This is a genomic window from Peristeroidobacter soli (assembly GCF_004138485.1).
GTDB lineage: Bacteria > Pseudomonadota > Gammaproteobacteria > Steroidobacterales > Steroidobacteraceae > Steroidobacter > Steroidobacter soli.
This window is the reverse complement of record NZ_RYEV01000004.1, coordinates 599,622-613,787: the sequence shown is the minus strand read 5'-3', so window position 1 is coordinate 613,787 and position 14,166 is coordinate 599,622. Positions and strand designations below refer to the sequence as shown.

Annotated in this window: 9 protein-coding genes; 4 read left to right on the top strand and 5 right to left on the bottom strand. The window is 63.8% G+C overall.

Going from position 1 to position 14,166, the window contains the following annotated elements; genetic code table 11:
- Window positions 1–35: 35 nt before the first annotated feature.
- A complete protein-coding gene (locus EKO19_RS18375) occupies window positions 36–842 on the top strand; it encodes a hypothetical protein (protein ID WP_129777908.1) in 807 nt (268 codons plus the stop codon).
- On the opposite strand, the gene EKO19_RS18370 is transcribed toward EKO19_RS18375, so the two are convergent.
- The gene (locus EKO19_RS18370; RefSeq protein ID WP_129777907.1) at window positions 784–2,046 is read right to left on the bottom strand and encodes a mechanosensitive ion channel family protein; all 1,263 of its coding nucleotides are present in this window, start codon (window positions 2,044–2,046) and stop codon (window positions 784–786) included. The two genes, EKO19_RS18375 and EKO19_RS18370, sit on opposite strands and share 59 nt — an antisense overlap.
- 6 nt (window positions 2,047–2,052) lie before the next feature.
- Window positions 2,053–2,925: a sensor histidine kinase gene (locus EKO19_RS18365; protein WP_157995321.1), complete on the bottom strand. Its 873-nt coding sequence runs from the start codon at window positions 2,923–2,925 to the stop codon at window positions 2,053–2,055.
- Window positions 2,926–3,024: 99 nt separating this feature from the next.
- Between EKO19_RS18365 and EKO19_RS18360 the strand changes: the two genes are divergently transcribed.
- Complete coding sequence (locus EKO19_RS18360) at window positions 3,025–3,804, top strand: EAL domain-containing protein (RefSeq protein ID WP_129777905.1); 780 nt, start codon at window positions 3,025–3,027, stop codon at window positions 3,802–3,804.
- A gap of 6 nt (window positions 3,805–3,810) precedes the next feature.
- Here the strand turns inward: EKO19_RS18360 and EKO19_RS18355 are convergent, their stop codons facing one another.
- The 3 genes from EKO19_RS18355 to EKO19_RS18345 form a co-directional block, all read right to left on the bottom strand.
- Window positions 3,811–4,176 carry a response regulator gene (locus EKO19_RS18355; RefSeq protein ID WP_129777904.1) on the bottom strand — a complete coding sequence of 122 codons (366 nt, stop codon included), beginning with the start codon at window positions 4,174–4,176 and terminating at the stop codon, window positions 3,811–3,813.
- Between the two features lie 258 nt (window positions 4,177–4,434).
- Complete coding sequence (locus EKO19_RS18350) at window positions 4,435–6,900, bottom strand: ATP-binding protein (protein WP_175597104.1); 2,466 nt, start codon at window positions 6,898–6,900, stop codon at window positions 4,435–4,437.
- A gap of 47 nt (window positions 6,901–6,947) precedes the next feature.
- The gene (locus tag EKO19_RS18345) at window positions 6,948–8,015 is read right to left on the bottom strand and encodes a sensor histidine kinase (RefSeq protein ID WP_175597103.1); all 1,068 of its coding nucleotides are present in this window, start codon (window positions 8,013–8,015) and stop codon (window positions 6,948–6,950) included.
- A gap of 380 nt (window positions 8,016–8,395) precedes the next feature.
- On the opposite strand from EKO19_RS18345, the gene EKO19_RS18340 reads away from it, so the two are divergent.
- A complete protein-coding gene (locus tag EKO19_RS18340) occupies window positions 8,396–10,015 on the top strand; it encodes an ATP-binding protein (RefSeq protein WP_129777901.1) in 1,620 nt (539 codons plus the stop codon).
- A gap of 128 nt (window positions 10,016–10,143) precedes the next feature.
- Window positions 10,144–14,058, top strand: coding sequence for a M48 family metallopeptidase (locus tag EKO19_RS18335; RefSeq protein ID WP_217705437.1), 3,915 nt, complete (start codon window positions 10,144–10,146; stop codon window positions 14,056–14,058).
- Window positions 14,059–14,166 lie beyond the last annotated feature (108 nt).

The window sequence follows — 14,166 nt, the reverse complement described above, 5'->3', positions numbered from 1 at the left end:
GGCGCGGCTTTTTTTGCAAGCTCGAGGAGACCTGCATGAACTCTCTGGCACGATCGATCATCGGCGCCGCGGTCACCGCCGCGGCCGTATATTTTCTGGATCCGGTGAACGGACGCTCACGTCGCGTCCTGTTGCAGGATCGAGCCAGGCGCGCGGCTCGACGCATCGATTGGAGCACTCGCGATCTGCGCAGGGACGCCTCCGAGCGCTACTTCGCCTCACGCCCGAAAGCGATGTTTCGCCCGCAGCCTGACAGGAAAGTGAGCCGGTCCGTGTGCGGAGTCATCCGGCAGGCGGTGCTGCATCCGGAATCCGTCCACGTAGCGGTGGATCACGGACATGTCATTCTTCGCGGTCACCTGCAGCCGCACGAGCATCAGCGTCTGCTCGATGAAGTGCGCCGTCAGCCCGGCGTGTTCCTCGTGACCGATCATCTGAGCGAGCATCGTGGCAACGGCGAATACGCCATCGATGAAGGACGCGCCTTCAGATCGGCGCGAGGCGCCAGCGGCTGGGGCATCACCGGTCGCGTGCTGGCCGGTTGCGCGGGCGGCGCGCTGGTGTTCTGGGGGATCCGCGAGCGCAAGGCGTTAGGCGAGTTCGGTGCGGCGATCGCTGAGGAATTTCAGCGCGCCATGGAGCGAAATCTGCGCGAAGGCTTCGATGCCGATGACGCGAAAGAGGCGGTCGACGCAGCCAAAGAAGGCGCCGCCGACGTGGCCGAGGCGGCGGGACGAAAAGTCGATGAGGGCATGGAGTGGGCGGAGTCCGCGAGCTCCGATGTCATCGAGGAGTATGCGCAGAAGCGTCGTCGCTCGAACGTGGGCGATGCCACTCACTAGACCGCGGTCGCGCTTTGGGTTCCATGCTCGGTTGTTGAAACACCCGCAGGCCGAACTCCGGAAGGATCGACAGCAGATGCTCGAAGATCTCGGCCTGCACGCTTTCGTAGCGTTGCCAATCCGTCGCGGTGTAGCAGTAGACCTCGAGCGGTAATCCGCTCGGGACGGGCTGCAGTTGCCGTACCTGGATGGGCATGTCCTGCCGGACGTGCGGGTGCGCTCGCAGATACGCCCGCACATACACTCGAAACATTCCCGCATTGGTCGAGCGGCGCACGTTGACTGGATCCAGATCCGCGGCCATCACGAACTCCGCGCGCTTGTGCGCCAGATGCTTCTCGATGAGCGCGAAGCGCTGCAGTCCTTCCCATTCCCCGGCGCCGAGGAAATGAATCGAGGTTTGATCCAGCACCAGCGCGCGCTGAATGAGCCGGGCGCCGGAGTCGAACATGCCGCGCCAGTTGCGAAAGCTCTCGCTGAACAGGCGCCAGGTGGGAATGGACGTGATGGAGTTGTCCATGTTCTGCACCTTCACCGTGTGCAGCGACAGGTCGATGGCGTGACCGTCGGCTTTCACTTGCGGCATCTCGATCCAGTCGCCCACGCGCAGCATGTCGTTGGCGGAGATCTGCAGGCCGGCGACGAACGATTGAATGGTGTCCTTGAAAATCAGCATGAGCACCGCCGTCATCGCGCCGAGTCCGGACAGAATCAACAACGGGTCGCGATCGAACAGTGCCGCCGCGATGAAGATGGTCGCGATCATGCCGACGATGATTTTACCGAGCTGCAGATAACTCTTGATCGGATGGAGGCGGGCGCGCTGTGGATCGTAGCGCTCGTAAGCGGCGCCGATGGCCGTGAACAGACTCATGATCGCGGTGGTGATGGCCACGACCAGATAGATGCTTACCCCACGACGCAGCGCCGGGAGGACCGCGCCAGGAACGGAAGGCAGCAGCGTGGAGCCGTAATAGACGACCAGGGCAGGCACGACCTGCGCCAGTCTGGGAATCACGCCAGGGCCCAGAATGGCATCGTCGAAGCGCGGCCCGGTCACGCGCGCCGCGCGACCGAGAAGGCGAGTCAGCAGGGTGCGTGTGATCAGATACGAGACCAGAACCGCGAGAATCAGCAGCAGGATCTGCAGTGCCAGCCAGGCGATGGGACGATCCCGCACGCTGGCTGCCAGGTCCTCGAACATGAGCGCTCAAGTCGTAACCGCGCGCGGCCGCGGCAGCGCCGGTTCGGTCTTCTGCGAGATCGGAATGGTGAAGATGAAAGCCGCGCCGCCGGAGGGACGGTTCTCCGCCCACAGATCTCCGCCATGCATGTGCACGATGGCACGCGCCATCGACAGACCCAGGCCCAGGCGATCGCTCTTGGTGGTGAAGAACGAATCGAACAGCCGCTCCATGTGGGTCGGATCGATGCCGGGACCATTGTCGAGCACGGTGATCCTGACGTTGTCATCGTCCTGCGCCTCGGTGCTGACCAGCAGATGACGCGACCTGGCCGGCGAGTCGTCCATCGCATCGAGCGCGTTGTCGACCAGATTCAAGAGCACCTGTTGCAGATGCAGGCGATCGGCGGGAATGCGAGGCAGGCCAGGCTCGAGGGTGCTTTGCACGGCGACTTTGCGACGCATGGCATCCGGCAGCACGATCGACAGAACTTCGGCGGTCAGGGCATTCACGTCGACGCGCTCCAGGTGCAGCTCGTGCTTGCGCAGAGGCAAGCGCATGCTCTCGACGAAGCGGTTGGCGCGCAGATCTTCCTTGCGAACATCGGCCAGGATGTCGCGGACCGCGGCGAGGTCCGGTTCCTTGCGGCTCAATATCAGCTGCGCGGTCTCGATGTCGGCGAGGATGGAGCTGAGTGGCTGCGTGACTTTGTGCGCGACGGATGCGGTGATCTCCGATGCCAGCGCGAGACGCGCGACGTGAGCGATTTCCATATAGTCCCGTCGCGCTCTGGCGCGCGCCGTACGATGACGCATCCAGCTCTGCACGCCGAGCACGATGAGGACGGCGATCTGCACGGCCAGCAGAATGGCGAAATACCTGTCCGCTTCAGAGAACATCCAGCTTTCGTAACAGGTAAAGCAGGCCGTTCGCATTGGCCCTAGTGCTCATGGCGCGGGTTGCGCTTCGAGGCTTACATTCGACGCGCGGATCGCACAATGACGGAACGTGTAGTGAATGCGGACACGATAACGACCGAGGATGTGCGTGGCGCCATGGATCGTGGCGAGCTGTTCGTCGAATACCAACCCATCGTTTCGCTGGTGACGCGGCGTGGTGTCGGCGCGGAGGCGCTGGTGCGCTGGCGGCGCGATGATACCGTGTTGCCGGCGAGCAAATTCGTCGCGCAGATCGAGAACACACCGCTGTCGGGACGGCTCACCTATTGGGTGATCGAAACGATCGCCAAAGAGCTCGGCGAGTGGCTGGCCGGACACGCCGATGTTTATATCAGCATCAACGTGCCGCCCGAAATTCTCGGCCGTGGTGGGTTGGAGTACGCAGCCGTGCGCTCCGGCTTACGAGCGCATGTCGGCCAGGTGTTGCTCGAGATCACCGAGCGTGGCGTGCCCGATCAACTGGGATTGAATGCGCTCAACATGATGGCCGAGCAGGGGGTGCGGCTGGCGCTGGACGATGTGTTTCTCACCGGTGCGAATCTGGCAGTGCTGTCGCGCGGTCGCTTCGAGGTGATCAAGATCGATCGCAAGCTCATCGCGCAACTGATGGAGCGCGCACCGGAACCGGCGTGGCTGCCGGGATTGCGTTCGTTGCTGGTTCATTCGCAGCTGCAGGTGATCGCCGAAGGCGTGGAGTCGCGCTATCAGGCCGAGGTGCTGAGGCAGGCCGGCGTGCAGATGGGGCAGGGGTTTCTGTTTTCCGCGTCGCTGACGGCGCGCGCGTTGATGCAGTTTCAAGCACAGGATCACGCGCTGTGACGCGTGTCAGTGCTTGCCTCGTTGTAACGCTGCGCTCAGTGCGCGCTCGAGATCTTCGGCCGCGCAGGGTTTTTCCAGAATCGTATGGAACAGCGAAATGGTCTCGTCGTCGCGCGGCGGGGTGGCGGTCAGCGCGATGATGGGGGTGTCGCCGAACTCGGGATGACCCCGCAGCAGTCGCGCGATGTCGACGCCGCTGTGCTCGGGCATGTGCAGGTCGGTGAGCACCACGTCGGGCCGGTGGCCGGCGGTGAGCTCCAGCGCGGTTTCCCAATCTGAGGCTTCGACGACGTCATACGACAGCACGCGGAGCAGCCGGCCGAGGCTGTTGCGAATTCGCCGATCGTCGTCGATCAGGAGAACCACACTCATCTGCGCGTCCGGAATCCGTCGCTGTCGCGCCCGAGCCTAGTCATCGGCCAATTCATCCAGGTACACCTATCGAGGGCTGTAGTTCTGATTCATTGAGCCAGGTCGTGCTTCGTCCCCCGCGGCACATTCGCGGGGCAACGTCCGAAGTACCGCAGTGTTCCAAAACGGGGTGTACGCGTTATCGCGACTTGCCGCAATAACCTAGCGCCTGGCGCGTGGAAAATATCGTAAATACGCTGTGAATTTTGTGAGGTCTGTTCAGTTCAGCCGCGCGCCGTGCCGGTCCGTGTTGTCGCGCGCCGACAGTATTACTTTCGAGCCGAGACTGTCGATCTGGAAGATCAGCGTGGCGCCGACCCCATCCGGGTTGTTTTCGGCCCAGATCCGTCCGCCGTGTGCCTCGACGATGGAGCGGGCGATGGCCAGGCCCAGCCCCATGCCCTGGGCTTTGTTGGTGAAAAAAGAATCGAATATCTTCGGCAGGGTCACGGGGTCGATGCCGCAGCCCCGGTCGGCAACTTCCACCTGAATGCGCGTGGCGCCGACGCGGATGGAGCGGATGGCGATGCGCCGGCACGCCTCGGGCTGCGTGGCCATGGCGTCCATGCCGTTCAGGATCAGGTTCAGCAACACCTGCTGCAGGCGGCCGTAGTCGCCGAGCATGGTGGGCAGATCGCTGCATTGAGTTTCCAACTGCACGTGCCGCTGCCTGGATTCCACGCGTATCAGTTTGACCACGTCCCGGATCACGTCGTTGATGTCGATGGGGTCGAGTCGCAGCTCGTGATCGTGAAGCAGCTCGCGCAGCCGGGTCACCAGATCACTGGCGCGGCGATTGTCGCGGCGGATGTCGTCGAAGATTTCCTGGAACTCGTCCTTATCGTAGCTATCGCGATTCAGAAACAGCAGGCCGGCTTCGGCGTTGTAACGGATCGCACCCAGCGGCTGGTTGATTTCATGCGCGATCGACGCGGTGATCTGGCCCACCATGGCGAGCCGGGCGAAGCGCTCGAGGGTGCGGTGGGCTTCTTCCAGATTCTTGCGATCGCTGCGATCGGTGATCGCGCCGATCATTCGTACCGCGATGCCATTGCGATCGCGAACGATGTAGGCACGGTGACGCACCCAGCGCGGCGGCCCGCCGCGCCCGATGTATAGATATTCGGACTCCCAGGTCGTCGCCGAGCCGCGCAACGCCTGGCTCACGTCGCGAGCGACGCGGTCTCGATCGACCGGATGGATGTAATTGCCCCAGCTCTCCACACTCACCTGTCGGACGCTTGGCGCACACTCGCTGCGTTCGCCGCCGGAGCTGGACCACATCTCGCCGCGCGCGATGTCCCATTCGTAGATCATGTCGCACGCGGCGCGCGCGATGAAGGAGAGCCGCTCGTCGTTCTGACGCAAGGCCAGTTCGGCGCGGGCGAGCGCGGTGATGTCACGCCCCGTGCCCTGAAACTCGATCAGTCGCTGTTCCGAATCGAAGATGGCGGTGTTGGTCCATTCGTGCCAGCCGGTGCGTCCGTCGGGCAGGGTCACCGGATGTTTCAGCATGAAGGTTGGATTGGCCGGCGTGGCGCGGCCGAGCGCCTGGCGCAACTCATCGCGGGTGTCGCTGGGAACGAACTGGAGCCATTGCACCCCGAGCACCTTCTCCCGGGGCATGCCGAAGTAACGACAGATGGCTGCGTTTGCGAAAGTCAGCGTGGTATCGGGCAGGCTGCGACACACGAAATCCGTTTGACTGTCCACGATGGCGCGGTAACGGGCGTCGCTCTCGGAAGCGGCCTGCGCCACGCGCCTGCGTTCGTCGACGACGATGGCGATCACGACTGCGATGAGCGTCATCACGATCAGGAATATCTGCAGATCGATGACGGCCACCTGCGGGGCGTCGCGGATGCGCACGCTGTGAGGAATGCGCTCCGCCGCGCTCGCCAGGGTGGCGATGAGCGTGACCGCCATGGCGGCGGCATCGACGCCGAAGCGCACCGATTGCCACAGCAAGGGAATGAAAAACAGATACAACGCGGCATGATGCTCGGTGTCGCTGACGAAGGCGAGCTGGAAACAAGCCACCAGCGCGGCGGCGATCATCAGTGCCTCGAGATATTGTTGCGGCGTCCGCCGTTGCAGCCCGCCGGGTCGAGGCAGCAGCGCCAGATAGATCCACGACGTCCAGGTGAGGATGGCGAGCGCGCTGGCGACGGCGCCGGTCTGCCAGCAGGCGAGGGCCAGATCGCGATTGCCGGAGAGCCAGGCGAGCGTCACGTCCGGCGCGAAAACGCTCAGCAACGCGGGGCCGGCGATCGCGCCCGTGAGCGCATACTGAGAAAAGTCCCGCAGGCCGTCGAAGGGATGGCGTTGTCCGAGCAACAGCCGCAACGCGGTGCTGATGGAACTGGCCAGGCCGAGATTGAACAGCGCTTGCCAGGTGAGCAGCCAGACGGGCGGGCCGCTGTTCCAGCCGGCGAGGAGGTGAGCGGGAACGACGGCAGCGGCGAGCGCCCACCAGCGTTCGTACGGAGTCACCATCAACAGTGCGACCAGCACGCCATGTTGTGGGGACAACACCGGGACGCCGTCCGGGCCACGCAGCGCCAGTTCCAGACTCGCCGCCAGGTAGTAAAGCAGTCCGCACAGCGGTGCCAGGATCGCGGCGGAATCGCCGCGCAAGGCAGCGGAGCCTGCGTGACTCGCAGTCCACGTCGCAATCCTGGTCAACGTAGTCTCCCCTCGGACGACGGCCGCCAACAGATCAAAGCGCTCGATCAACTCACTGGCGTCAGATCGGTGGGCAGGTGCCGGGCCAGCTCCCGTGGCGCGTCCTTGGGCAGGCGCACGCGAAAATGCGCCCCTGGCGAGCGTGCTTCGATCTGCAGTTCGCCACTCAGTTGCGCGATCAGGCCTTGCACTATCCTCATCCCCAGACCGCTGCCGCCGCGAGGATCGAAATCGCCGGGCAGCCCGCGGCCATCGTCATCGACCTGCAACACCAGCTGGCGCTGTGAGCCGCTGACCGTGATGCGCACCGAACCTTTGTCGCCATTCGGGTAGGCATGCTTCAGGGAGTTGGTGATCAACTCGGTGGTCATGAGCAACAGCGCCACGCCGCGATCCGTCGCCATGGTCAATCCCTGCGGACAGGAAATGGTCACGGCAATATGATCTTCCACGCCCAAGGCTGCAATGGCCTCGCGGGCAATCTCGGCCATCGACGGACCCAGCTCGATTCGTTCGTTGCCCCGGCCGTGCTGCAGCCGGCGATGAATGCACGCCACCGCTTGAATTCTCGACTGTGCCTGTTGCAACGAGGCGCGTACCGTCTCATTGCCGCTATAGCGGGCCTGCAGGGCCAGCGCGCCGGCGATGCCCGCCAGATGATTCTTGACCCGATGACTGGCTTCGACCATCAACAATTCCTTGCAGGCGATCTGCTGTTGCAGCGAGCGCTCGGCCTGTTTCAGCTCGGTCACGTCGCGACAGACACAAAACATTTGTGAAGGCACGCCGCGCGCGTCGAAGATCGGGTTGGCGGCGATGTCCCACCAGCGCGGCAGGCCACTGGCGGTCGGCCGGGAGGCCATGAAGCGGCATTGATGGCCGGAGCGGGCCTCATCGATGCTGTATTCGGCCAGGTCGTGGTTTTCGGGCGACCACAGCTCCGACCACGACACGCGCTGCCGGGGCGGACGGCCGTCGAGGCCCATCAGATACGAGCCGGGCAGATTCATGTACACGATCATGCCCTGCATATCGACCACCGCGATGCAGTCGTGACTGTTCTCGAAGGCGTGCTCGATCACGCTCGCGTCGGGAGACAATGGAATGTCGGCCATGAGATGACCTGCCTCTTCGTCCGTGGGCGAATCGCAGCTGCTGTCGCAGCGGATCAGGGAAAGGGGAGTCCGAGCCAGTGGCGCTTGCATGCTCATCCGCACCTCCTGCAGGTGAATTTGCTCAGCCGAATTGCTCAGCATGGGAGGCTCGATTAAATCGTGTCCGCCCGGCGCTGCATCTTGGCCCTAGGGCTAATTGTGTTGGCAGCTGTGCGAGCCGGCTTGCAAAGCCGTCATCGACCATCGGTCGACGAATCAGATATCTTCGCTGTTGGATCTGAGGCCGTCGGCGACAAACAAACATTTTTTGCTGAAATGTCGCAGCGAGGATCGCGACTTTGCACGATCGGACCGATGATTCTGTCCGGCGCGACGCGCCGATGATCAGTCAAGGGACGTGGGCCCGATCCGCTCTATGGCCCGCGGTCACTGCGCTCGCATACCTCTTGTCCGCCGCGCTCGGCGAAGCGCTGGCTTTTCCGTCGGCGCCGGTGTCGGCGCTGTGGGCACCGAATGCCATTCTGTTTGCCGCGTTGCTGCTGGCACCGGTGAACCGATGGTGGCTCTACCTGGTGGCGATATTTCCTTGCCATGTACTCGCGCAGGTCGAAGACACGCCGTTCTCGCAGATCGGCATTCAATATGTCGTCAACTGCGCCGAGGCTCTGATCAGCGCCGCAGCCTTGTTACGGCTCGAAGCCGAGCCACGCCGGCTCGGTCAATTGAGCGCGATGACCAATCTGGTGCTGATCGGCGGCATCGCCGCGCCGCTGATCACCAGCGTTGCCATGGCAATGGCGTTCGTGTCGCTGGGACTGACCGACGACTTCTGGTTGACCGTCATCGCGCGTACCAGCACCAATGCGTTCGCCGCCATCACGGTAGTACCGCTCATCGTTCACTTCGCCGAGGCGCCCGGCCGTGGCTGGCGAATCCCGACGCGGGGCATGCTGCTGGAAACCTCCTGCATCGGTGTCTGCCTGGCGCTGGTCAGCGTGTACGTATTCGTCTGGCCTGGGATCCATGACGAGCGCGCGCCGGCGCTGTTGTATGCACCGTTGCCCTTGCTGATCTGGGCGACGGTTCGTTATGAGATCGTCGGGGTGTGCGCTTCGGTATTGCTGGTCGGCGCGTGCGCCACCTGGGGAGTGGTGCACGAGGTGGGGCCGTTCGTCGTCCACTCGCCGGTGCGCAACGCGCTCACCACGGTGTTGTTTCTAAATGTGATGTGTATTCCGTTGCTGATGCTGGCGGCGGTTCTGCAGGAAAGAAAAGCCACCGTCGCCGAGGCCGTGCGACGGGATCAACAGCTGGCGCATCTGTCGCGAGTGGCGACGTTGGGTGAGATCTCGGGCGCCGTGGCTCATGAGATCCGGCAGCCGCTGGCGTCGATGCTGGCCAATGCCGAGGCCGCCGCGGCCTTGCTCCAGAGCGGCCGGGCCGACATGGCCAGCGTCAAGCCGATCGTCGCGGACATCATCGCGGACAATCGCCGGGCCGCGCAGGTCATCCGGCGCATGCAATCCATGCTTCGTTTCAGCCAGACGGATCGCAAGCTCGAGCAGTTGAACGACCTGGTGCTGGAGACGCTGGCGTTGTCCCGCGGCGATCTGCATCGCCGGCAGGTCATCGCCATTCAGAGCCTGGGCGATGAATTGCCGCGCGTCCTGGCCGATCGGGTGCAGATTCAACAGGTGATCCTGAATCTGATCGTCAACGCATGCGATGCCATGGAGGGAATCGCGCCGGACCAGCGCCGCCTGTGGATCACCACGTCGGCGCGTCCTCGGCATGGCGTGGAGCTGACGGTGCGCGATTCGGGGCCGGGGCTCGACGATGCCATGCTCGAGAGAATCTTCGATCCCTTCGTCAGCACCAAGCCGACCGGCCTGGGGCTGGGCCTGTCGATCTCGCACAAGATCATCGCTTCTCATGGCGGACAGCTGTGGGCGGAGCGCAGCGCCGGCGGCGGGGCGATCTTCCGGCTCATTCTGCCGTAAACACGCGCCGTTGGCCGCCGGTCCGGTCGACCTTTGTGAAGCCAATCATTCCCAATGCGGCGCCGCTCTGATTCAATCCGCGACGGACGACGAAATATAACTTCGCGGGAAGAACCAAGAGCGGCGTCATGACAGTGGAACACGTCTACCCGGCAGGTCCCGGCTCGGTGCCTCCGGGCCTCACTCGCAGTACCCAGACCTATCGTCTACACGCCTGGCTCGCCATGGCGGGGCTGGCGCTGTTCGTGGCCTTGTATCTGGGCCTGACCGCCTGGTTCACCTGGACCGCGTGGCGCCTGATCGTCGGCATGACCCATGGCGGCGATGTCTTCATGGGCATCGTGGCGGGCGCCTGTTCGGCGTTCCTGGCGATCTTCATGTGGAAGGCGCTGTTCTTCGTTCAGCACCGGCACGAAATCGACGACATCGAGGTGACGGCCGAGCAACAGCCGCGCCTGTTTGCATTCATCAACCGGCTCGCGGACGAGGCGGGCGCACCGCGAGCGCATCGGGTGTTTCTTTCGCCGCGGGTCAACGCGGCGGTCTTTTATGACCTGACCGTGCTGAATCTGCTGTTTCCTTCGCGCAAGAATCTGGAGATCGGCCTGGCGCTGGTCAACACCCTCACGCTCGGTGAGCTCAAGGCGGTGCTGGCGCACGAGTTCGGTCATTTCGCCCAGCGCAGCATGGCGGTGGGGCGGTGGGTCTACGTTGCTCAGCAGATCGCCGCACACATCATTTCCAAGCGCGATGCCCTGGACAGTTTCCTGCGCGCCCTGTCCCGGTTCGACCTGCGCATCGCCTGGGTGGGCTGGCTGCTGTCGCTCATCATCTGGTCGATCCGCTCCATGATGGAAACGGTGTTTCGCATCGTCCTGCTCGCGCAGCGGGCGCTGTCACGCGAAATGGAATTGCAGGCGGACCTGGTGGCCGTGTCGCTTACCGGCAGCGATGCCTTGATTCACGCGCTCCACAAGCTCGGTGCCGCGGACGATGCGTGGAGCAGGGCGGTCGCGTTCGCCGATTCCGAGCTGCGCGACAAGCGCCGGGTGACCGATCTGTTCGCCGTGCAGAAACATGTCACCGGCAAGCTGCGGGACATCCTCGACAACCCCGCTTATGGCGAGGTCGATCCGCTGCCGGCAGCCAATCGTGAACAGCACCGGGTGTTCAAGACCTCGCTTGGTCAGCCGCCGCGCATGTGGAGCACGCACCCGGAGAATTCCGAGCGCGAGCAGAACGCCAAGCGAACTTATATCGCCGCGGTCATCGACGAGCGCAGCGCCTGGGAATTGTTCGACGACGTGCCCGCGATGAAGGAGCGCATGACGGCGCACGTGTTCCGTTCCGCGACGGACGCGCAGCCCGTGCCGGTGGAAGCGTCGCTGGCCAGGCTCGATGAGAAGTTCAACCGCGCCTATTACGATCGCTCTTATCGAGGCGCGTATCTCGGGCGCTCGTTGACCAACCACTCCCAGAACACCGCTGAGCTGTATGGCGTGACGTTGCGTGACGAGCACATCATCGCCGAGCTCGATTCGATCTATCCAGACTCGCTGGCGAATCAGCTGGAGCAGCTGCGTTCGCTGGAAGAAGAGCACTCGGCGCTGCGAGCGTTGAAGGACGGTTTCCTCGCGGCACCCGGCGGCATCATTCGCCATCGCGGCAAGGAACTGCGGCGCGCCGATCTGCAGCAGGCCGTCGATGAAACCCAGGAAGAGCTGGAGAAAGTGCGCACGGCGGTGCTGGCGCATGACAAGCGCTGCCGGAGCGTGCATCTGTCGGCGGCGAAGCAGCTCGGCAATGGCTGGGAGGAGTATCTGAGGGGATTGCTGGCGGTACTTCACTACGCCGAGCACAACGAGGCGAACCTCGACGACGCATACGGCGCGATGCGTAACGTGCTCGCCGTCGTCACCGCCGACGGACGCGTCTCCGGCAAGGAGCGTCAGCGTCTGATCAATGCCTGCGCCGATGTTCACAACGCGCTTCGTCACATCTACGACGACGAAGGCCAGAAGATCCGTCTCGATCGCACGGTGTTGCGCCGGTTGAAAGTCGACAACTGGCAGGTGGCGCTGGGTGAATTCAAGCTGCCGCTGGCGGATGAGAACAATCTGGGCGACTGGATCCAGGCCATCGACAGTTGGGTGGCAAGCGCCATGTCGGCGCTGTCCGCGCTTCGGCAAGCGGCGCTCGAACAGTTGTTGCTGGTCGAGAGTCAGGTGGCGCGCTTCGTTCGAACCAGATTGCAGCCGGGCGCGGCGCCCGAGCCGAGTTTCATTCCGTCGCAGTATCCGGTGTTCGTGCCCGGGCACAACGAGCGGCCGCGGCAGAAGAAACTGGATCTGTGGGATCGTTTCCATGTCGCCGATGGACTGTTGCCCACGCTGGCCCGCCTGACGGTGGCCTGCGGCATCATCGCCGCCGTGCTCAGCGTCGGTACCACGGTGGGCTCGACCATCGTGAATATTTATAACGGCCTGGGCCGGACGGTGACCGTCGATGTCGGCGGCACTTCGACCCGTCTGACGCCGTTCTCGCACGCCAAGCTGACGGTGAGCGATCGGGAACAGTACGCGATCAAGACCACGGCTGAGGGCGGCCAGCTGATCGAACAGTTCCAAGTGGAGATTCCCTACGGCTCGCATCAGAGCGTTTACAACATCGGCGGCGCCAGCTTGCTGGTGGAGTGGACCGCGACGTACGGCTCGGTCCGCGCGCCGCAGGAGCGCGTCGTCGGGCCGGTGCGCTGGACCACGTCGAATGCGAACTTCATCTTCGAAGAGCCGCCGGAGTCGATCAGCACCAGTCGCCATGGCGACGGCGGCACGCGCACGGTGATGGGAGCCTTCGGTCACGACAGTCCATCGGCGCTGCTGCAGGTGATGAAAGACGAGAGGCAGATCCAGAACGTGGTCGCCATGCACGCTGTGTGGGATTCGAGCGACGCTCGGCACACCGTGGAATGGCTGGCGGCGGCGTCACGCATGCCGGGTTTCGATGAAACATTGCGCGCTCGACTGGCCCTGCAGCCGGGTGACGTGCTGACGATGCGAGCCGAGCAGGACTACTCGGGTGAGGACAAACATGCCGCCATCTGCGAGCGTCATCGCTCGATGGCGCAAGGGCAGCCGTCGAACATCGATCTGCAGTATCTGGCCGCGCGCTGCCTGGGGACCGAGCAGCAACGTAACCAGGCCTTCGCGGATCTGTTTGCAAAGGCGCCGGACCATGGGTGGCTGGCGGCCGCCGTCGCTTATACCCACATGGACGAGCGTCGGTGGCAGCAGGCCGCCGACATCTTCGCCACGGCGCTGAGCAAGATGTCACCCTCGATGAGCGAGCATGTCGCGATCGATTCGTTACGGGTCCGTCGCATGCTGAGCTACGACGGCAACGTGCCGGTGGCCGGTCTCAAACAGCGCTCCTCGACCCTGCAGTTTCTGGACGCGGTGGAGCTCGGGCGGCAGCTGCAGCCTGGCAACGAGAAGGCTTACTATCATTTGAGTCGTGGCGCGCCGAATCTGGCGGTCCGGGAATTGAAGCAGGCCCAGGTGCCCGACCGACGCGTCCTGCGACTGGCGGCAGCCTCCGACGGTGCGGATCCGGAAGTGATCGAAACCGCGCTGGCATTGCCGGCCACCGAAGCGCTGGATGACGACACGGTACTGGTCTCACTGGCGCTCGCGATGAGAGAGCGTCGCAACCCCGACGCGTACATCGCTGCCTTCCGTGACAGCTCACCCGAGGGGGCTCAGCAAACGCTGGATTTCATTTCCGCGATCCGCCGAGGGGGCAGTGTCCAGGAGGCGGATCGGCTGCTCGACGGCGTCGATTACCGGCTGCGAACCCGAGCCTACGCCGCTGCTCTGGTATTGATGGGCAAGCGCGCGCCCAAAGAATGGCGCATGAGCGCGACGCGGCTGTTGTTTGTCTTCGAGCGGCCGTACTTCGACCTGGTCGATCCGCGTGTCCCGGCGCGGAGCGACGCACAGAACGAGCCGGGCGTGGTTCGAACTCCGCCGCGGCTGGCGTATTGACGTGGCCGGACATCAGGCGGCGCCTGAATCGGCGACCGCCTGCTCAAGTCGCTGCCGGGCGTGACGATTTAGCTCCTTGTCAGAATTGCGGGGACAATGGCGGAACAA